Source organism: Neobacillus sp. GCM10027624, from assembly GCF_042675345.1.
Taxonomy (GTDB): Bacteria; Bacillota; Bacilli; order Bacillales; family Cytobacillaceae; genus Neobacillus; species Neobacillus cucumis_D.
In genome coordinates, this window is record NZ_JBHTHD010000008.1 from 540,632 (window position 1) to 560,900 (window position 20,269).

The following is a 20,269-nucleotide window of genomic DNA, read 5'->3' on the forward strand; positions in this document are numbered from 1 at the left end:
TCTTCTAAACAGCGATTTATAAAAAAATGCAATTTCTTACAGTTTTCTTCCATTATTAGACACAATTTAGACTTCACTTTTACACAAAAAGAGCGAGGATGAACTGCACCCCGCTCTTTTGTTAATCAGCTATTCTATACGGCAGTCAAATTAGTAGGAGTTTTTGGGTCAGTATCATAGAGGTCAAACTGCTCTCCAACAATTAAACCGCGGCTTTGTAATGTTTGCGACACGGACATCCGCGCTAAGTCCTTCATATTATTATCAAGGCTTAAATGGGCAAGATAGACCCTGCGCGTTTTGTCACCAATCACTTCGCTCATTGCCACTGCAGCATCTTCATTGGAGACATGGCCGACATCACTTAAAATTCTCCGCTTAATATTCCAAGGATATCTGCCCATCCGCAGCATTTGCACATCATGGTTCGATTCAAAAATATACGCATCCGCATTCGTGATTATTCCCTTCATCCGGTCGCTGACATATCCTGTATCTGTAATCAACACAAGCTTTTGATCGGAATGGTGAAAAACATAAAACATTGGTTCTGCCGCATCATGTGAAACACCAAAGGATTCAATGTCTACAGCCCCAAAACTTTTTACCGTTTCCATGTTAAAAACAAATTTTTGCTCAGTCGGAATCTCTCCTACTAAACCGTCCATTGCCCGCCAGGTTTTTTCATTTGCGTAAACAGGAAGCTTATATTTACGTGCAAGCACACCGACACCCTTAATATGGTCACTGTGCTCATGAGTAACAAAAATCCCCGAGAGCTTACTTATGTCCCGGTCAATTTGCCCAAATAGTCCTTCCATCTGTTTTCCGCTAAACCCGGCATCTACCAAAAAGGAATGTTCATCGGACTCAACATATAGTGCATTCCCCGTACTTCCACTCGCTAATATGCTATAACGCAATGACATTCTATTTCACTCCACTACATTTTTTTCGTCGCTGTTAAATTGAATAATCTGTCCTTCAAATGCATTTACAAACAGGCTCTCTTTATCATCGACAACAAAACGCCATGTCGGTGCCAGCACTTGAGAGGCTGCAAGCTGTATTAAGGTGGAATATCCCAGTTCAACCTTTGTAATCGTACTCTTTGGTTTAAGAATCCCTTTTTGATGCAGGGTTTCAATTGCCTTTAAAGGAGGGAGGATTTCCTCTTTAGCCGTAAGTTTTTCAATTCCCTCCAAATAAGTCTGCTCGTAGGAAACAATTTGATTGTCTTTATTCAAATGAAACGTAATCATACCATTGATATTATGATATAAAGGGTAACTATCATATTGTTGAAAATAGGTAATCGTTTTTTGTTTATAATTTTCTTCCCAAAATTGATACTGGTCCCCGTAAAGAACATCGCTTTTTAAAAAAGCAGAAAGATCAGCTGGTTCAAATTTTGAGCTCAGCTGTAATGGGTTTTCGAGTTTCGCCTGGATCGTTGTCTCATCCTTTAGAACAGCGGCTTCCCCATCTAAACGGTTTAAATCACTCTTCTTGAATTTCTTTGGCTTTGCACTGTAATATTGCGCCTTAATGGGTGCTTTCGGTAAATCCCCATATTTAATTTCATCAGCCTTCAGTTTTTCCTCAAAGGATGCTTCCGTAATTAATTCATATTTGTTCGCATCGCGGATTTTCAAGAATTGAAAGAGCAGATAAACATCCAAAATTAAGAAGGTTATAATAAAAATGGTTTTTATTTTACTCCAATCCATGCTTGAATCCTCCCTGGTCTTCCATCGTGATCTGCACCCAAGTATCATCATACTGATAAAACCAAGCAGGTTCTAAGAGGATTATTTTGTTTTCCTTTGAATCCCGTTCCATCCTGTATCCCAGCTCAATCTTCTTCAATAGATCAGGATTGAAATTCTTTCGGTCTTCTAAAAATTTTAATGCTTCTCGTCCGGAAGGGAGAATCATTTTCTTCGTTTCAGAACGAAGCGGCAAATCTAGGGAAATATTCGGTCTTATATATTTCATAATTTCATTTTTTCCCCAAACTTCCTTAATTTCTGATGCGCCCTGATCATTATGGACAGGATAACCGTCCATACTGTATAACCTAAAGACGACGGATTGTTCATAATCATCCTTTGAAACATAACGATAAGGATCCGTCCAGCCGCCATGTTCATTCACAAAATCAATACTCTTTTTTACTAAGTCATAAGAATTGGACGTATATTCGCTATCTACTGTCGGATTTACATAAACTAGCATATTGCTGTCATAATAGACGTTCATTTTACTTGAATCATTCGTATATTCTTCACCGTGCGGAAGCATGCTTTTCTGCACAAAGCTTGGGTCGCTAAACAATGCCTCTTTAAATTCATTAGAATCTAGAGTGATCGGTAAATAGCGATACTCCATCATTTCCGTTTCACTTTCAGGTAAAAAAATCGTCCGTTTCGCTGTGGGCTTATAGGCAAAATACCTTGGTAAATTCACTGCCTTTTTATAAAAATCCTTCTGAAATCCCTTCAATAATGCAGATGAAATATGACTGATAAACACCTGTTGATGTTCAGAAGATACAAAGTAAACCGTTCCGAAGTCCTTGCTGGAATTTTCAACATTAATCACAATTCGGTCAAAGTTAAAGGATGGGATTTTACGCTCTTCAAAATTAAGAACACTCCGATATAAAGAGATTGGAATCTCACCAGGAAATATAATTTCCGCCTTACCATTTCCATGAACGAGATTATTTATATTTCCTGCCTTATCCGTGTAATTTTCAACATTTAAAAAGGTCCACTGACCTAACTGCTTTATGATTTCCTCAAGTGCATCTGTATTAGAGGTTCCATAATGATGGCCGCCGATATGATATAAAATTTGATCGGGCCTTAGGATTTTTTGAACTTCCTGCTTCTCACTTAACGATACTTCGGCAACTGTATTAGTGTTTTTCATCGTTTCATAATTGGGCTGATATGTCCACAAATTCCAAGTTAACACGATGCTAATTAAGACCAAAAGCGATAATATTACAGACTTTATATTCTCGTATCTCATGACCACTCATCCTCTTCGGACCCCTCGTACGGTAGTGAAAAAGAGATAACCGTTCCTTTTCCTTCTTGGCTGGTCGCCCAAATTCCCCCGCCATGTGCACTAATAATTTCCTTTGCAATGGCAAGGCCCAAACCGGTACCGCCCAATTTTCGGGTTCTTGCTTTATCAACACGATAAAAACGGTCAAATATCCTCCCGATATTTTCTTTCGGAATCCCCATCCCTTGGTCGGATATGCTGACAATAATTCTACCTTCCTCCTCCTGAATGGAAAACGTGACTTGTCCGCCTTCAGGGGAATACTTTAGGGCATTGGAAATAATGTTATAGAGTACTTGTGTTAATTTATCCTCGTCGATTTCCACGAAAATTGGATTAGATGGAAGCATCCTTTTAAAGGTAACATTTTGTTCCTTCGACATTTCAAAACGATCGATGATGCTGTGGAAGAAGCTAACAAAATTTACCCATTCAGGAGAAAGCATATAATCCGTGCTATCCATTTTCGATAATGTGAGAAGATCGTTCACAAGCCGAATCATTCTTTCAGTTTCTGTTCGTGTGACCTCTAAGAAGTTTGGGGCAATCTCCTCATCCTTCCAAGCTCCATCTGCCAATGCCTCGAGGTAGCTTCGCATCGTTGTAAGCGGAGTTCTTAACTCATGCGACACATTCGCCACAAATTCCCTTCGCTCTGTATTAATTTTTTCTTGTTCTGTGATATCATGCAGTACAGCAATTAACCCGTTAACAAAGCCTGTCTCCTTTTGAATCACTGAAAAGTTTGCCCGAAGGATATAGGGCTTTGTTTTTGTACTATAATCCAAAATTAACGAATCCTTTTCCTCAAGCAGATCTTCAAAGGTATTCGTGTCACTTAACCCTAAAAGTGATATAATCGGCTGCGAAAGAACTGTTTCACGTGAAACATCCAGCATCTCAGCTGCGGGTTCATTGATTAAAATAACCCGGCCTTTCCGGTCTGTCGCGATTACTCCATCTGTCATATACGATAAAACGGTGGAAAGCTTTCTGCGTTCCCCTTCGGTCATCGCCTGAGCTTCCTGAAGTTTCTTCGTTAAATTATTAAAGGTCATCGCTAAAGTACCAATTTCATCATTTCCGTACACTTTAACCTTTCGTGAGAAATTCCCTTTAGTCATGGCTATGGCCTGCTTTTTCAAATCTGAAATTGGCCTTGTGATGGTCTGAGCCAGTAAAATGCCTAAAACAGCGGTAATCGCTAAGGCAATACCAGTACCCGTTGCAAAAATACCATTGATGGTCTTCATTTGTTCAAAGACATTTTCAATTTTCGCAACAAGATAAATGGCTCCAATGACTTTTTTTCCCGATTTAATCGGCTTTGAGAGGACCCAAATCCTGTGCCCTGATTGCGGATCAATTAAAATACTGCTCTGTTCCTCTTCTAATGTGAGTGTTTGTTTCACCCGAAGCTCTGTCGAACGCTGACCAACGACCCCTTGATTATTGGGGTCAGAGGTCCCAAGGATTTTCATCGAACGCCCATCAATGACACGCACCTCTGATATATCCACTGCTGAGAAGTCCCTGAGGATCTTTTTTATATCTTCTTCAAGTGTTGGATCCTCAGGTGTCCGTTCCTTTTCCATTTCTTCAACAATATTATAAGCAAGCAAATTGACACGCTCTGTTAAAGAGGTTTGGAAGTTGGTCCTTAGTGTTTCTTCTAATTGCTTTACAAAATAAACCCCGATAATTTGCATCGCAACTAAAATCAACAGGACATAGATGATAACAAATTTAACATTTATAGATCGAAAGAAACCAACCTTTCTCATGAAGGCCATTACTCCTGTTCAGGATTGCGCAAATAATATCCAACTCCTCTTCGCGTAACAATCCAAGTTGGATGGCTTGGGCTATCCTCAATTTTTTCCCGCAAACGCCGGACAGTAACGTCCACAGTACGGACATCACCATAATAATCGTAACCCCAAACGGTTTGTAATAAATGTTCTCTTGTCATTACCTGGCCAATATGCTGAGCCAAATAATAAAGCAGTTCAAATTCACGATGTGTCAGCTCTATGGTTTCGCCGCGTTTCGAAACAACATAGGCATCAGGATGAATTACCAGCGAGCCAATTTCAATTTCATTTGTTTCCGATTCTTCCTCCGGCGGGGTGTTAAACTGCTGATGCCGGCGTAAATTAGCCTTTACACGGGCAATTAATTCCCTTGTACTAAAAGGTTTTGTCACATAATCATCTGCACCAAGCTCAAGCCCAAGTACTTTATCAATTTCCGAGTCCTTAGCTGTCAGCATGATGATTGGCATTTCGTATTTCTTGCGGACTTCCCGGCAGACTTCCATTCCATCTTTTTGAGGAATCATAATATCAAGAAGAATTAAATCCGGCTGGATTTCCTCGACCATTTTAATTGCTTCATTACCATCATAGGCACAATAGACATTGTAGCCTTCCTTTTTTAAGTTGAATTGTAGGATATCCGCAATCGGCTTTTCATCATCCACGACAAGAATTTTTTTCTCCATACCCATTGCTCCTTTATCTAAATAAAGTCATATATACTCTATTTTACTTTATCATGTAATCCGTTTTAAATCATCTATTAGTAGTATTTGCTACAAATGCCATCAATAATGGCCAAAATGGAAAAAGCCTCTAGACCACTAGAGACCATTTCACGATTTATCTTCTTAAATAAGATAGCGGATTTTCTAATGCACCATTTTTATATACTTCAAAATGTAGATGGACACCAGTTGCATCCCCTGTTGCTCCCATAATGCCAATTGCTTGGCCCTTTTCAACCGTTTGACCTGCGCTTACCTTAAGGGAGGACATATGCGCGTAAATGGTATGGAAGCCATTACGATGATCAATTTCAATTTTATTCCCGAAGCTTCCATCCATGCCTGCGAAAATAACTACGCCATTATCTGCCGCTTTAATGGTTCGATTGCTAGGACGGGCAATGTCAATCCCTTTATGCATACGTCCCCATCTATATCCCACCTTGCTGGAAATATAGCCCCCAACGGTTGGCCAGGCAAACCTGCCTTCACCGCGGGAAGGGATTACCTTTGTCCCTTTTACAACAATATGCTTTACTGGCTTTTGGAGAACCTTTTGTTTGGTAACCGCTTTTTTGAGGATCTTTCCATTTTCTAATAAAACTTGATACGTTACTGCTTGTGAACCTTTTTTACCTTTTTGTCTTTCCTTCTTTTCCCCTTTAGGCAGGGAGGAGGAGGTAACAACTTCATTCTTATATGGAATGGTTTCCTTCTTGCTTACTTCTTTTTCAACCACCACATTTACATAAGGCTTAGGTACAGTGATGTTCACCCTTTGACCTATTTTTAACACGGGATTGTCTTTCAGCTTTGGATTTAAGGCTAAAAGATCTTCAAGTTTTAGCTTATGATCATTGGCAATTGAACCGAGGACATCGCCTTTTTTAACTTCATACTTTTTTTCTTCAACGGTCCCCTTTTGCAATAAGGTAACTGCCCTTTTCGCAGTTAATATTTTTTCCGGTGTTGCCTTTTCTGAATGAATGGAGACATTCTCGGCAAAGTGTACATCGAGTAACCTAGTTTCATTTTGCTTCAATGGCGAAAGAGAGGCCTCCCTTGAAGCTTTACTTTTCTCTAACCTTTTCAATTGATCCTTTGGTACATATTGAAGTTTAAGTTCTTGGATGACATCTTCAGCTGCTTTGGTGCTGTCTAAATAGACCACAGGTGTTCCTTCTACTAAAATAGCAGCGGAATCAGCCTGTAATAGATTGCTATTTTCAAGATTGCTAATAGTCTCCTGATCGTTTGCCGTTGAATGGAAAACTTCTTCAGATATGTACTCAATTTGCGGATTGAATTTTAAATCAAGGTCCTTGTAGGTTTTCTTCAAGTCCTTTATTTTTTCTGAAATGAATTTTTCAATGATTGATTTGTCTGAAACTGTACCAATATATGTATTGTTTAGGTATACGTAGTGTATGGTCGTTAAATTTGAGGAATCGGCAAAAGTATTGGCCCCATTTGCAAGCAGCAAAGAGGATGTAACAATAGCTGATATCGCAGCCATTTTGAGTATTCGGAATTTTTTATTGAGATGAAACATGTAATACCCCCTAAATCACAGAAACAATCACTATTTAAATTTATTTTTCAATAAAAATTTTCTTACAAATTTCGACTTCTTTACCTTACCATAATATAGGTAATAAAGGAGATTCTTCTTGGTAATGTAACAAAATTGTATAATTACTGACATTTTCCTACATTGGGGGTGTATTTATTAGGCAATTTTTTACTTTTTAGGGAATAAAAAAGAAGCTTGCTTAAGCAAACTTCTTTGGGATGGCTCAGGACGGAATCGAACCGCCGACACAAGGATTTTCAGTCCTTTGCTCTACCGACTGAGCTACTGAGCCATATTAATATTTTCCCCTACAACAAAATAGCTGTAAGTCCTTCGCCCCCATCTCAGAAAGCTTATTCAAGCAACAGCTCGATGGGTGCGCTGATGCTGATTCAAAGTAGCTTATTCGATCGTGCTCTACCGACTGAGCTACTGAGGAAATTATATGGCGGTCCGGACGGGACTCGAACCCGCGACCTCCTGCGTGACAGGCAGGCATTCTAACCAACTGAACTACCGGACCAAATATATATTAATAGCAGTCAGCAAGGAAACTGTCCTTGCCAGTCACTCACTGACCACTAAATGCCGATGACCCCTACGGGATTCGAACCCGTGTTACCGCCGTGAAAGGGCGGTGTCTTAACCGCTTGACCAAGGGGCCATATTATGGAAATCCATTTTACTTTCGTAAAAAAACTGGTTATTTTATTGTCGTAAAAAACCTTGGTGAGCCATGAAGGACTCGAACCTTCGACCCTCTGATTAAAAGTCAGATGCTCTACCAACTGAGCTAATGGCTCAAACTAATTTATCATATCGTTTGTTATCTTTCGTGACGACGCTTTTTATAATATCATGTACTCTATATAATAGGCAATACTTTTTTATAAAATATTTTATAAAATTGAAAAGTCCCCCTAAAGAGGAGGACTTTTCACAATCAATTTAGATTTGTCTCCAAGGACTGCGAACAATATTTGTTTGATTACGATCTGGGCCCACAGAGAAAGTTGATAAAGGAATTCCTGTTAACTGCGTTACACGCTCAACATAGTGGCGGGCATTGGCAGGAAGTTCATCTAATGATTTGCAGCCTGTAATGTCCTCTGTCCAGCCTGGTAATTCTTCATATACAGGCTCACATTGTGCCAATACCTTTAAGCTTGCAGGATATTCTGTAATTAATTCATCCTTATATCGATAAGCAGTACAAATTTTTAATGTTTCAATGCCTGTTAACACATCGATGGAGTTTAGCGACAAATCAGTTAAACCGCTAACACGGCGAGCGTGACGAACAACAACACTGTCAAACCAGCCTACACGGCGTGGGCGGCCTGTTGTCGTACCGTATTCACGGCCGACTTCACGGATTTGGTTACCGATTTCATCAAATAATTCTGTTGGGAATGGACCATCACCAACACGAGAAGTATATGCTTTACATACCCCTACTACGTGAGTAATTTTAGACGGGCCAACACCGGAGCCAATCGTTACTCCACCTGCAACAGGGTTTGAAGAGGTAACAAACGGGTATGTTCCTTGGTCAATATCAAGCATAACGCCTTGAGCACCTTCAAAAAGAACACGGCGGCCTTCATCCAATGCATCATTTAACACAACAGAAGTATCGCAGACGTACTGTTTAAACTGTTGTCCATATTCAAAATATTCATCAAGAATTTCTTCTTTTGTGAATCCTTCTGTTTCATAAATCTTTTCAAATAAGCGATTCTTTTCTGCAAGGTTTCTCTCAAGCTTTTCTTCAAAAACTTCACGGTCGAGAAGATCAGCTATCCGAATACCTACACGTGCAGCCTTATCCATGTAAGCAGGGCCAATTCCTTTTTTTGTTGTTCCAATTTTATTATCGCCTTTGCTGGCCTCTTCCACTTCATCCAATTTAATATGATAAGGAAGAATGACATGCGCACGGTTACTGATGCGAAGATTATCGGTTGCAATCCCTCTTTCATGTAAGTAAGCAAGTTCAGTCACAAGGGCTTTTGGGTCAACAACCATCCCATTACCAATCACGCTAATTTTTTCTTTTGAAAATATTCCGGATGGAATTAAGTGCAATTTGTAGGTTTCGCCATTAAATTGGATTGTATGCCCGGCATTATTGCCTCCTTGATAACGAGCAATTACTTCTGCATTTTCAGAAAGGAAATCGGTAATTTTACCTTTTCCTTCGTCTCCCCATTGTGTACCAACAACTACTACTGATGACATGTAAGGCACCTCCGAATATTTACTACCATTAATTATTTTATTTATCCCATCACACAGTTTAACAATTTACCGAGGAAAAATCAAACGAAACACGAACAATTTATATATATTTAATAAAATATGTTCGTAATAAAATAGTAATCTAGTAACAAATAAAAAGGCTAGCCCCATATAAAGAGGCTAACCATATATTACGCACCTGGCGGATCATTATAGCGTGTCTCCAGGTTTACGAACTTATTGTATTCTTTTACAAAGGCTAATTGAACGGTTCCAGTTGGGCCGTTACGCTGCTTGGCAATAATGATTTCAATGATATTCTTATTCTCTGATTCTTTATCATAATAATCATCACGATACAAGAAGGCAACAATATCCGCATCCTGCTCAATACTACCTGATTCACGAATATCGGACATCATTGGGCGTTTATCCTGGCGCTGTTCGACACCACGGGATAACTGAGAAAGGGCAATGACCGGAACTTGAAGCTCACGGGCAAGCTGCTTCAAGGAACGTGAGATTTCCGATACTTCCTGCTGACGGTTCTCGCCTGAGCGGCCGCTTCCTAAAATAAGCTGCAAGTAATCAATCAAGATCATTCCCAAGCCATGTTCCTGCTTTAAACGGCGGCACTTCGAACGGATATCACCAACCCGGACACCTGGGGTGTCATCAATAAAAATACCAGCGCTTGATAAGCTACCCATTGCCATTGTCAGCTTACCCCAGTCATCCTCTGTCAGGGAGCCGGTACGAAGCCGTTGCGCATCAATATTCCCTTCCGCACAAAGCAGACGCATTACCAGCTGTTCTGCACCCATCTCAAGACTAAAAATCGCAATATTTTCACCCGTTTTATGGGCAACGTTTTGAGCTATATTTAGTGCGAACGCCGTTTTACCTACCGACGGACGGGCACCGACAATGATTAAGTCATTTCGCTGGAAACCTGCCGTCATTTGATCAAGGTCAACGAACCCTGTCTCCAGCCCGGTAATTTCACCAGCACGTTGATGCATGATTTCAATATTGTCATACGTCCGTACAAGGACATCCTTAATATTATGAAAAGCACCTGCATTTTTTCTCTGGGCTACTTCAAGAATACTTTTCTCCGCTTCACTTAATAGTGTTTCCACTTCATCCTCACGTGAATACCCATCAGAGGCAATCGTCGTAGCTGTGCGAATTAACCGGCGCAGCAATGATTTTTCTTCTACGATCCTCGCATAATATTCGATATTAGCTGCCGTTGGAACCGAACCAGCTAATTCACTTAAATAAATTACCCCGCCAATATCCTCTAAAAGTTTAGAAGCAGCAAGGTCCTCTGAAACCGTGACTAAGTCAACAGCTTTTCCAAGGTCATTAAGTTTTAACATGACATTAAAGATTTTTTGGTGGGAGGCACGGTAGAAGTCTTCTGGAATTAAAATTTCTGATGCTAAGGTTAAAGCAGCAGGCTCTAGAAATATTGCCCCAAGAACAGCCTGTTCAGCTTCAATATTTTGTGGTGGAAGACGATCTGCAAATAAATCACTCATCTATTAAACCTCCTATTTAGAGAAGGATATTTTTACAATATTTTATCTTACAAAGAAAAAAGTGACCAGTAAAAAACCGATCACATCATTTCATCACGTTTTCTATTCTATCATGTTTATGGATGAGTTCGCACTGTCAAAAATTAGTGTATTTCTTTTACATGAACATCCAATGTAGCCAAAACTTCATGATGCAGCTTCACAGGTACCTTTGTATGGCCTAGTGTACGAATTGCATCACCCAATTCCATTTTGCGTTTATCAATTTTAATTCCATGCCTTTTCTGTAATTCCTCAGCAATTTGCTTGGAGGTAATTGAGCCAAACAGTCTGCCGCCCTCGCCAGCCTTTGCGGTTAATTCAACCGTTACCTTTTCCAATTGTTCTTTTAATCTTTTTGCTTCTGCCAGCTCTTCAGCAGCAACCTTAGCTTCTTTTTTCTTTTGACCTTCTAATGTACTAACATTCGCTTGTGTTGCTTCAATCGCTAACCCCTGCTTAATTAAAAAGTTTTGTGCATAGCCATCAGCTACATTCTTGACGTCCCCTTTATTACCTTTTCCTTTTACATCTTTCAAAAAGATTACTCTCATTCCTTCTTACTCCCTTCAAGATATTCATCAATTGCTAGTTTCAATTGTTTTTCTGCTTCCTCTATTGTAACACCGTTCAACTGTGTTGCTGCATTTGTTAAATGTCCGCCGCCCTGCATGATTTCCATAATAATTTGGACATTTATATTTCCCAAGGATCTGGCACTAATCCCAATCGTTCCTTCACCCCGTTTGGAAATCACAAAGGAGGCTATGACGCCTTCCATGGCTAATAATGTGTCAGCAGCTTGGGCGATAAGAACCTGATCATTGATCTCATTTTCTTCCCCGGCAGCAATGGCGATTCCATCCCTGTAAAAGGATACCGATTCAATTAGCTTGGACCTTTTAACATACGTTTCCACGCTTTCTCGTAAAAACTTCTGTACCAGCACAGTATCTGCTCCGTGTGCCCGCAGGTAAGAGGCTGCATCAAAGGTTCGGGATCCTGTTCTCAAGGTAAAACTCTTCGTATCCACGATGATTCCCGCAAGTAATGCTGTAGCCTCAAGCATTTCGATTTTGACCTGCTTGGGCTGGTATTCAAGAAACTCCGTCACAAGCTCGGAGGTAGAGGAGGCATATGGCTCCATATAGACCAGAATTGGATTATGGACAAAATCTTCCCCGCGGCGATGGTGATCAATAACCACCACATTATCGATTTTATTTAACAGCCGTTCTTCCATCACAAGAGAAGGCTTATGGGTGTCAACCACCACAAGAAGCGTTTTATCTGTTGCAATCTCTAATGACTCTTCCGGTCCGATAAAACGGGACGAAAGCCGTTCATGGTTACGAATTTCCTCCATCAGTCGGCTGACACCTGTTTCTAACGCCTGAGTGTTCACGACAATATAGGCATCTTTCTGATTCATCTGTGCGACTTTATAAACACCAATCGAGGCACCAATCGAGTCCATATCAGGATTTTTATGCCCCATAATGATGACTTTATCACTGGCCAGAATCAAATCCTTTAATGCATGAGAAATCACCCGAGCTCTAACCCTCGTTCGTTTTTCAATCGGATTCGTCTTTCCGCCAAAGAATTTCACCTTCCCATTTGGCTGCTTGATGGCCGCTTGGTCACCTCCTCTTCCAAGTGCCAGGTCAAGGCTGGATTGTGCTAGCGACCCCAGTTCAGGAAGGGAGGAGACCCCAGCACCTACGCCAATACTTAAGGTAAAGGATACATTATGCTTGGAGGTCATTTCTCTTACTTCATCAAGTATTGAAAACTTTCCCTTTTCAAGGATATGTAAAATACTTTCATTAAAGACAGCCATAAACCGTTCCGAAGAAATCCTTTTTAGGAATATCCCATTATCATGAGCCCATTTATTTAAGATAGAGGTAACCAAATTATTGATGCTGCCGCGCATCTGGTCATCCATTCCTTGAGTAAGATCATCATAATTGTCTAAAAAGATAACGGCAATCACAGTTCGCTCATCATGATATTTCTTCTCAATTTCTGTTTGTTCTGTTACATCAAAGAAATAAAGAAGACGTTCTTCATGCCGGTGGATAACCCTGAACTTCCGATCATGAAGGGTAATGATTTCAGTTTCTACTTCCTGCTTTACTAACGGAACTAGTGCATCGGCAATATCATATAGGGAGCGCCCATTTAGTGTATCTTCATCAAAACAAGATGATAGGAAGGGATTTGCCCACTCAATGTAGTAGTCTTCATTAATGAGCATAATTCCAATCGGCATTTCCATCAAAGCCTCTTCGCCGACTTTTTTCACTCGATACGATAGGGTAGAGATATACTCTTCTATTTCTTTTCTTTGTCGAATGTCAATGACAAACATATAGTATAACGGAAAAAGCATCAATAACAGCCCGGCCAAACTTAGAATCCAATTATATAAAAACAGGATTATGAGCAGCACCACTGTAACGGCTATTAACCCGTAAAAGGGATAACGAATGGAACGCTTTTCCAAAAATGCAGGCATTTTTTCAGCTCCTAACAGTAGTCATCACTCTTTTTTCTCAAATCGCTTTCTTAAATCCAAACCTAAATCAATTATACCTAAAATTCTTATAATAGAAAGAAAAATTGGAATGAACGCCAGGATAGTTACGACCACACGGACACCTTTTGAAATATTCCTTTGATGAAAAAGAAAATATAAAAAGGCAAATCCCTGTAACACCATGAACAATTCTAATATGTACGTTAAATTGATTAAGGCAGCATAATAATAAGTACCCTTTTGAGGATGAGATAATAAATTTGCCGCCAGCACGATTAAATAGTACCAAAGCAGGCTTCTTGGTAAAGAAAGCTCTCTGAATTTTCCCCATGTCGGCGTCGGTATGCCAAACCTTTTAGCAATCGGAAAGCAAAGGAGTTGAATGACAAACACAGAAAAAATTGAACTCATGATTAACACACTTGGGGCTAAGACCTGAAGCATGTCCAGCATGTTCTCATTTTGGGTTACGATTTTTTTATATTGCTCTTTGTTCATCCCTGATTTCAGTAATTCCTGTGATTGGATGGTTGACTGTTTAAAAGCCTTCAGCATCTCATGAAACAGATCGAACTGGAAAAAGGCAACGCTGATTACATAAAGGATGACCGCCCCAATCATAAAGGTAAGTGTCCCTGAAATTAAGATACTTGTCCGCCCTTTATTTTTTTGAATAAAATATCCCATAACAGCGCCAGTTGTTCCATATATCAGCGTTATTGACAGGCCCATTAAAGAACCGGCAATAAAGGAAATAAAAAGGGCTGCAACAAAGAATGCTGCCGTAAACTTAATCTGATTCTTCGCTGTAAACATGATAAAAGGCAGCGGTAAAACAAAGTTGATGATGACGGCTAGCAATGGTACATAAATTGTTAATAACAATAGAACAGTAAAGGCTGCTAAAAGGATTGCGCCCTCTGTTAAAATACGAGCATTTTTCACTTCTTCACCCCTAATATTTCTCAAACCTGTACCTTTTATTTTAGCTAGTAAAACAAATCAATTCAATAAATCAAGATAAATTAAAAAAGGCTGGATTTCTCCGACCTTTTCAAAGAAATTATTTAATTGTTAGTAAATCCTGATACTTTAGTTCTTTCTTTAAGTAATTTAGAAATTCTTCCCGAAGGTCATCTCTTCGTAAGGCAAATTCAACCGTAGCCTGGAGGAATCCCTGCTTGTCACCCACATCATATCTTTTCCCCTCAAAGACATAAGCATACATCGCTTCTTTTTGCGCGAGCTCTTTTAGGGCATCGGTTAACTGAATTTCGCCGCCTTTCCCTGGTTTCGTCTTCTCTAAAAGTTCAAATATTGCCGGATTAATAATATATCTTCCTAAAATGGCAATATTTGAAGGAGCAGAATCTGAAGCAGGTTTTTCTACTAAACCCTTAACCTTGTATATACGCTCTTCAATTTCTTTGCCTTCAATGATGCCGTATTTGTCGGTATCTTCCGCGGCCACTTCTTGGACGCCTAGAATGGTCGTTTTATACTCTTCATATTTTTCAATCATTTGCTTTAAACACGGTTTTTCAGAGTAGACAATATCATCTCCAAGGAGGACAGCAAAAGGTTCATTGCCAATGAAGCTTTTTGCGCAATAAATCGCATGCCCAAGCCCTTTTGGCTCTTTTTGACGGATATAATGAATATTGACCATTTCAGAAATTCGCCGAACCTCGGCTAACAAATCAAATTTACCTCTTGCTTCTAATTCAAGCTCCAGTTCCACCGATTTATCAAAATGGTCCTCAATCGATTTTTTATTTCTTCCGGTAATAATTAAAATCTCCTCAATTCCGGACGCTACTGCTTCTTCAATTATATATTGAAGTGTTGGCTTATCTACTATTGGCAGCATTTCCTTCGGCTGCGCTTTTGTTGCCGGCAAGAACCTTGTCCCTAAGCCAGCAGCCGGAATAATGGCTTTTCTTACTTTCAACTTTTTCTCCTCCTTCGCAGCGCTTTATCTGATTATATTCTATCATAGCATTGTTTCATTAATATTTTCTTAAGGAAAATTAGACATAAAAAAAGCAGCAGGGAGGAACCCCTGCTGCCTTCATATTTATTATTCTCCAGCCACGAATGGTAGTAATGCCATTTGACGTGCACGTTTGATAGCAACTGTTAGTTTACGTTGATATTTAGCGCTAGTACCAGTTACACGACGTGGTAAAATTTTTCCACGCTCAGAGATGAATTTTTTAAGTAAATCTACATCTTTATAATCAATGCGAGTGATGCCGTTTGCTGTGAAATAACAAACTTTACGGCGCTTCGCACGACCGCCTTTGCGTCCTCCTGCCATGAAAATTCCCTCCTTCATGTTTTATAGTATCGTTCGTTAAGGTTTACTCTAGAATGGAAGATCATCATCAGAAATGTCAATTTGACCATTACCTGCGAACGGATCATCATCCACACGTGTAAAGCCTTGGTTATTGTTTGGACGTTGATTCTGATTGCCGCCGCCATAAGGATTTCCTTGCGGTTCCCTTGGAGGAGCTCCATACATATCGTTATCGTTTCTGTTACCGCCGCCTGATGCATTTCTAGGCTCAAGGAATTGAACACTTTCTGCTACAACTTCAGTAACGTAAACACGTTTTCCGTCTTGTCCTTCATAGTTGCGAGTTTGAATACGGCCATCAACACCTGCGAGGCTGCCCTTTTTCAAGAAGTTGGCCACATTTTCAGCAGGTTTACGCCAAACAACACAATTAATAAAGTCCGCATCACGTTCACCTGACTGATTTGAAAATTGACGATTCACAGCTAAGGTAAAAGTAGCAACAGCAACTCCACTTGGCGTATAACGCAAATCAGGATCCTTTGTTAAACGGCCCACAAGAACGACACGATTCATCATCAGTATCAACTCCTTTTCTCCCGGTTATGTTTCATGTGAAACATTTGTACCAGAAATATATATAAATCAATCTTACGCTTCTTCTTTAATTACGATATGACGAATGATATCTTCGCTGATCTTTGCAAGACGAGAAAATTCTTGAACTGCAGCAGCTGAAGATGTTGTTTTAACGATTTGGTAGTATCCATCGCGGAAATCATTGATTTCGTACGCAAGACGGCGTTTACCCCAATCTTTTGATTCAGCAGTTTCCGCGCCATTGTCAAGAAGAATTGTGTTAAAACGCTCAACAAGAGCTTTTTTAGCCTCATCTTCGATATTTGGGCGGATGATGTACATAACTTCGTACTTATTCATCACAGTCACCTCCTTTTGGTCTAAACGGCCCCTAATAGGGCAAGGAGCAATTATTCATTACTCACAAGTTAAGATTATAGCATAGCTGTCCATTAAAAGCAACGGCATTCACAGTTTGTCCAAATTTGGAATTAGAAAACCCCGCCAAAAGGTGCGGGGTCAAATTTTCTAGCTTCAATTATACATTAAAACGGAAGTGAATAACATCTCCGTCTTTTACTACGTAATCTTTACCTTCTAGGCGGACTTTTCCTGCTTCTTTAGCTGCGTTATGACTGCCAGCTGCTAACAGGTCTTCATACGCAACTATTTCCGCGCGAATAAAACCGCGTTCAAAATCTGAATGGATGATTCCGGCACATTGCGGTGCCTTCATGCCATTTCTAAATGTCCAGGCCCGAACCTCCTGAACACCTGCTGTAAAATAAGTAGCTAGACCGAGCAGACTGTAAGCTGCACGAATTAACTGGTCTAATCCGGACTCTTCAATACCAAGCTCTTCAAGGAACATTTGCTTTTCTTCCCCTTCAAGCTCCGCAATTTCTTCTTCAATTTTGGCGCAAATCACAATCACTTCTGCATTGTCAGCAGCGGCAAATTCGCGAACCTTTTGAACATATTCATTTCCAGATGGATCAGCAACATCGTCTTCCCCGACGTTCGCCACATAAAGAACAGGCTTAATGGTAAGGAGATGTAATTGCTTAACAAATTTCATTTGTTCTTCCGTAAATTCAACGGTGCGGGCTGGTTTTTCTGCTTCAAAAGCTTCGCGAAGCATGGAAAGAACCTCAAATTCAGCTGCCGCATCCTTATCTTTTTGCTTGGCCAATTTTTCAACCCGGCTGATTCGCTTTTCAACGCTTTCCATATCAGCAAGGATTAACTCTAAATTGATCGTTTCAATATCGGAAATTGGATCGACTTTACCGGATACATGGGTAATATTTTCATCCGCAAAGCAGCGAACTACCTGACAGATGGCATCTACTTCACGAATGTGAGAAAGGAATTTGTTACCTAAGCCTTCGCCTTTGCTCGCACCCTTTACAATTCCAGCAATATCGGTAAATTCAAATGCCGTTGGAACCGTCTTTTTAGGTTGTACTAACTCTGTTAATTTTGTTAAGCGGTGGTCTGGAACCTCAACAATTCCGACATTTGGATCAATTGTGCAGAAAGGATAGTTTGCCGATTCCGCTCCTGCCTGTGTAATCGCGTTAAATAAAGTGGATTTACCAACGTTCGGCAATCCAACAATACCAGCTGTTAAAGCCATTCATGTCACTCCTCAAAAAATGTTATCTATAATAAAAAATCAGTTCAAAATTAATTAAAAAGCCTCTAACAATTATAGGCAACTACCGGCAAAAAAACAAGGACAAGAAAAACTGCCGCAGGCATAGCGGCAGTTAGTTAATTTTTTCAATATTGACAAGACAATCATAGAGCGTACTTCCTAGTCCGTTATCCGATGGTCTGCTGGAGGTCATATTATTAACGGACCCGCCAAATTCTTTCCAAATCCCTTCATCGATATTGATTACATTCGGATGGGATCTTTGTAAAATCGAAACATACCCTTTCACTTCACCACGGTCATTCCAAATCCGGACATAATCTCCTTCCTCAAGCTGCAAGTGTGCTGCAATATTTTGAGCCACTTCTACTTTCACCTTTGGTGTTTGCTTCCACACCTGATAGTTTTGCGAATGATTGGAACGCAATGGGTGGATAGTCAATAAATGATATGGATATCGATTAGCTAAATCTGGATTGCTCCATTTTGACTCATCTGGTACGGACAACTTTAATAAGCCACTATCACCTTTTAACCTCTCTAAGGTTGAGGTGAATTCAAACTTACCTGAAGGCGTTTTAAATTTACGATCCTGCCATGGTATCATTTTGACCGGCAGTTCTACCGTGTGGTCTTCCTTTAGTTTTTCGATGGTAATCTCTTTTTCTTCTAAAGGTTTAAGGGCCATTGCAAAATATTGATCCCTTGTTAAATTAAACTCTTCACCGAAGCCTAGTCTTTCAGCTAATTGGGTCCAAATCCAAAGATCTGACTTGGCTTCCCCGGGAGCGTCAACAAGCTTCGGACCGTAATTCACATAATGATGGTACATAGAGGAATAATAAAGATCTTCCTCCTCAAAAACGGTTGTTGTCGGTAACACATAATCCGCCAGTTTAGCTGTGTCAGTCATAAATTGTTCAATCACAACAAGTGTTGGAACAGAGGCAAAAGCTTTAGCAACTGTATTGGAATCCGGAACCTGTGTCAACGGATTCCCGCAGGTAACGACAATCATTTGAACAGCGGGGTTTTTTGCCGTTAGAATTTCCTCCGCCTGCTTCATAATTGGGAACTGTCGGTGTTGTTGTTTTCGGTCAGCAAGAGTCAATTCATCAAAGGCAAAGCTTTGACCGACTTGACGATTCGCATAGTTGGCGCCTCCCCCGGCAATTCCAATATTTCCGCTAATGGCGACAAGTGCATCTATTAACCGAATCGAATTACCGCCATTTTCATACCTTTGCATCCCAAGCCCCATAAACACGGCTGTTGGTGTATCCGCAAATACCTTTGCTAACCTGGTCATCACCTCGATTGGTACCTCGGTCATTTTGCTTAGTTTTTCTAAGGTGATGCCATTTAGAAGCACGAGTAAATCATCAAATCCATATGTGAAATTTTCGATGAATTCGCGGTCCTCTAAGCTTAATCTAAGGATTTCCTTCATAATACCGACAGCGAGGAGGCCATCCATTCCTGGTTTTATCGAAATATATTCATTTGCCATTTTAGCCGTTGCGTTATAAATTGGGTCAATCACAAATACCTTCGCACCCTGCTTTTTTGCTTCCTGCAATTTTTCAAAAAAATGCATATTGGTGCGTGTGACATTTCTGCCCCAAATGACAATGTTTTTACTGTTTAATACATCATTAGGTTCATGGCTCCAGGCTTCACCAAAATCCCAGCCCTGGGCTTCAATTCCTGCCCCCCAGCAGAGAGAGCCTACAATTTCCGTAACTCCTCCAAAGCAGTTAAAAAATCGTTGATCAAGGTTTTTTAGAATCCCGTTATTGGCGTAATCATGGCTGTGAAATACAGCTTTAGCTCCATAGGTTTCTTTAATATCCTTTAATTTATTTGAAATTTCATCAAGAGCCTGTTTCCAAGAAATCTGTTGGAATTCACCATTTATTTTTTTCAAGGGATATAATAAGCGCTGCGGTGAGTTTGTCCTTGTTTCCAGCATCCTTCCGCGCCCGCAAATTTTCCCTTTTGTAATGGGGTGGGCTGGATCTCCGTCCACCTTGATGACTTTATTTTCTTCAATTGTCACATGGAAGCCGCAGCTATCCCAGCAATTTAACGGACAAGCCGATTGATAAACTTTTGCCAAACTATCCACCCCCAATATATATCTTTATCTTATAGTTTAAT

Annotated in this window: 17 protein-coding genes and 4 tRNA genes; all 21 read right to left on the minus strand. The window is 40.1% G+C overall.

The features are described from left to right. Positions 1 to 134 precede the first annotated feature (134 nt). The 21 genes from ACFQZ9_RS13835 to ACFQZ9_RS13935 all read right to left on the minus strand — a co-directional run bounded on the left by ACFQZ9_RS13835 (position 135) and on the right by ACFQZ9_RS13935 (position 20,228). Entirely contained in the window at positions 135 to 929 is a 795-nt protein-coding gene (locus ACFQZ9_RS13835) for an MBL fold metallo-hydrolase (RefSeq protein ID WP_498944241.1), read from the minus strand. A gap of 6 nt (positions 930 to 935) precedes the next feature. After that, on the minus strand, positions 936 to 1,730 hold the full coding sequence (locus tag ACFQZ9_RS13840; RefSeq protein ID WP_498944242.1) for a two-component system regulatory protein YycI: 795 nt from the start codon (positions 1,728 to 1,730) through the stop codon (positions 936 to 938). Next, positions 1,717 to 3,039 carry a YycH family regulatory protein gene (locus ACFQZ9_RS13845; protein WP_498944243.1) on the minus strand — a complete coding sequence of 441 codons (1,323 nt, stop codon included), beginning with the start codon at positions 3,037 to 3,039 and terminating at the stop codon, positions 1,717 to 1,719. The genes ACFQZ9_RS13840 and ACFQZ9_RS13845 overlap by 14 nt, the downstream gene beginning before the upstream one ends. Then, positions 3,036 to 4,862 (minus strand): cell wall metabolism sensor histidine kinase WalK, encoded by a 1,827-nt coding sequence (walK, locus tag ACFQZ9_RS13850; protein ID WP_198311002.1) that lies wholly within the window; start codon positions 4,860 to 4,862, stop codon positions 3,036 to 3,038. The genes ACFQZ9_RS13845 and walK overlap by 4 nt, the downstream gene beginning before the upstream one ends. An 8-nt stretch (positions 4,863 to 4,870) precedes the next feature. Beyond that, positions 4,871 to 5,581, minus strand: a complete 711-nt coding sequence (gene yycF / locus ACFQZ9_RS13855) for a response regulator YycF (RefSeq protein ID WP_198311003.1) — start codon at positions 5,579 to 5,581, stop codon at positions 4,871 to 4,873. Positions 5,582 to 5,738: 157 nt separating this feature from the next. Further along, positions 5,739 to 7,175: a peptidoglycan DD-metalloendopeptidase family protein gene (locus ACFQZ9_RS13860; protein WP_498944244.1), complete on the minus strand. Its 1,437-nt coding sequence runs from the start codon at positions 7,173 to 7,175 to the stop codon at positions 5,739 to 5,741. Between the two features lie 240 nt (positions 7,176 to 7,415). Beyond that, positions 7,416 to 7,488, minus strand: a tRNA-Phe gene (locus ACFQZ9_RS13865). Between the two features lie 154 nt (positions 7,489 to 7,642). Continuing rightward, positions 7,643 to 7,719 (minus strand) — tRNA-Asp (locus ACFQZ9_RS13870). 69 nt (positions 7,720 to 7,788) lie between these two features. After that, positions 7,789 to 7,860: transfer RNA gene (locus tag ACFQZ9_RS13875), tRNA-Glu, on the minus strand. A 63-nt stretch (positions 7,861 to 7,923) separates the two neighbouring features. Continuing rightward, positions 7,924 to 7,999 (minus strand) — tRNA-Lys (locus ACFQZ9_RS13880). Between the two features lie 145 nt (positions 8,000 to 8,144). Further along, positions 8,145 to 9,437, minus strand: coding sequence for an adenylosuccinate synthase (locus tag ACFQZ9_RS13885; protein WP_198311005.1), 1,293 nt, complete (start codon positions 9,435 to 9,437; stop codon positions 8,145 to 8,147). Positions 9,438 to 9,628: 191 nt separating this feature from the next. Then, positions 9,629 to 10,984, minus strand: coding sequence for a replicative DNA helicase (dnaB, locus tag ACFQZ9_RS13890; RefSeq protein ID WP_498944245.1), 1,356 nt, complete (start codon positions 10,982 to 10,984; stop codon positions 9,629 to 9,631). Between the two features lie 143 nt (positions 10,985 to 11,127). After that, a complete protein-coding gene (gene rplI, locus ACFQZ9_RS13895) occupies positions 11,128 to 11,577 on the minus strand; it encodes a 50S ribosomal protein L9 (RefSeq protein ID WP_026573810.1) in 450 nt (149 codons plus the stop codon). Continuing rightward, on the minus strand, positions 11,574 to 13,547 hold the full coding sequence (locus ACFQZ9_RS13900) for a DHH family phosphoesterase (protein ID WP_498944246.1): 1,974 nt from the start codon (positions 13,545 to 13,547) through the stop codon (positions 11,574 to 11,576). Before ACFQZ9_RS13900 ends, rplI begins: the two co-directional genes overlap by 4 nt. Before the next feature lie 24 nt (positions 13,548 to 13,571). After that, positions 13,572 to 14,513, minus strand: a complete 942-nt coding sequence (locus ACFQZ9_RS13905) for a YybS family protein (RefSeq protein WP_198311009.1) — start codon at positions 14,511 to 14,513, stop codon at positions 13,572 to 13,574. 118 nt (positions 14,514 to 14,631) lie between these two features. After that, positions 14,632 to 15,519, minus strand: coding sequence for a UTP--glucose-1-phosphate uridylyltransferase (galU, locus tag ACFQZ9_RS13910; RefSeq protein ID WP_498944247.1), 888 nt, complete (start codon positions 15,517 to 15,519; stop codon positions 14,632 to 14,634). A 129-nt stretch (positions 15,520 to 15,648) separates the two neighbouring features. Further along, on the minus strand, positions 15,649 to 15,888 hold the full coding sequence (rpsR, locus tag ACFQZ9_RS13915; RefSeq protein ID WP_007088219.1) for a 30S ribosomal protein S18: 240 nt from the start codon (positions 15,886 to 15,888) through the stop codon (positions 15,649 to 15,651). Positions 15,889 to 15,936: 48 nt separating this feature from the next. After that, positions 15,937 to 16,449 (minus strand): single-stranded DNA-binding protein, encoded by a 513-nt coding sequence (ssb, locus tag ACFQZ9_RS13920; protein ID WP_198311011.1) that lies wholly within the window; start codon positions 16,447 to 16,449, stop codon positions 15,937 to 15,939. Between the two features lie 72 nt (positions 16,450 to 16,521). Further along, the gene (rpsF, locus tag ACFQZ9_RS13925; protein ID WP_198311012.1) at positions 16,522 to 16,809 is read right to left on the minus strand and encodes a 30S ribosomal protein S6; all 288 of its coding nucleotides are present in this window, start codon (positions 16,807 to 16,809) and stop codon (positions 16,522 to 16,524) included. A 178-nt stretch (positions 16,810 to 16,987) separates the two neighbouring features. After that, positions 16,988 to 18,088: a redox-regulated ATPase YchF gene (gene ychF, locus ACFQZ9_RS13930; protein ID WP_198311013.1), complete on the minus strand. Its 1,101-nt coding sequence runs from the start codon at positions 18,086 to 18,088 to the stop codon at positions 16,988 to 16,990. Positions 18,089 to 18,221: 133 nt separating this feature from the next. Then, on the minus strand, positions 18,222 to 20,228 hold the full coding sequence (locus tag ACFQZ9_RS13935) for a molybdopterin-dependent oxidoreductase (RefSeq protein WP_498944248.1): 2,007 nt from the start codon (positions 20,226 to 20,228) through the stop codon (positions 18,222 to 18,224). Positions 20,229 to 20,269 lie beyond the last annotated feature (41 nt).

Bases quoted from the DNA above. Each gene is read 5' to 3' on its own strand.
- ACFQZ9_RS13835 (WP_498944241.1), bottom strand. From the start codon at position 929: ATGTCATTGCGTTATAGCATATTAGCGAGTGGAAGTACGGGGAATGCA.
- ACFQZ9_RS13840 (WP_498944242.1), bottom strand. From the start codon at position 1,730: ATGGATTGGAGTAAAATAAAAACCATTTTTATTATAACCTTCTTAATT.
- ACFQZ9_RS13845 (WP_498944243.1), bottom strand. From the start codon at position 3,039: ATGAGATACGAGAATATAAAGTCTGTAATATTATCGCTTTTGGTCTTA.
- walK (WP_198311002.1), bottom strand. From the start codon at position 4,862: ATGAGAAAGGTTGGTTTCTTTCGATCTATAAATGTTAAATTTGTTATC.
- yycF (WP_198311003.1), bottom strand. From the start codon at position 5,581: ATGGAGAAAAAAATTCTTGTCGTGGATGATGAAAAGCCGATTGCGGAT.
- ACFQZ9_RS13860 (WP_498944244.1), bottom strand. From the start codon at position 7,175: ATGTTTCATCTCAATAAAAAATTCCGAATACTCAAAATGGCTGCGATA.
- ACFQZ9_RS13885 (WP_198311005.1), bottom strand. From the start codon at position 9,437: ATGTCATCAGTAGTAGTTGTTGGTACACAATGGGGAGACGAAGGAAAA.
- dnaB (WP_498944245.1), bottom strand. From the start codon at position 10,984: ATGAGTGATTTATTTGCAGATCGTCTTCCACCACAAAATATTGAAGCT.
- rplI (WP_026573810.1), bottom strand. From the start codon at position 11,577: ATGAGAGTAATCTTTTTGAAAGATGTAAAAGGAAAAGGTAATAAAGGG.
- ACFQZ9_RS13900 (WP_498944246.1), bottom strand. From the start codon at position 13,547: ATGCCTGCATTTTTGGAAAAGCGTTCCATTCGTTATCCCTTTTACGGG.
- rpsR (WP_007088219.1), bottom strand. From the start codon at position 15,888: ATGGCAGGAGGACGCAAAGGCGGTCGTGCGAAGCGCCGTAAAGTTTGT.
- ssb (WP_198311011.1), bottom strand. From the start codon at position 16,449: ATGATGAATCGTGTCGTTCTTGTGGGCCGTTTAACAAAGGATCCTGAT.
- rpsF (WP_198311012.1), bottom strand. From the start codon at position 16,809: ATGAATAAGTACGAAGTTATGTACATCATCCGCCCAAATATCGAAGAT.
- ychF (WP_198311013.1), bottom strand. From the start codon at position 18,088: ATGGCTTTAACAGCTGGTATTGTTGGATTGCCGAACGTTGGTAAATCC.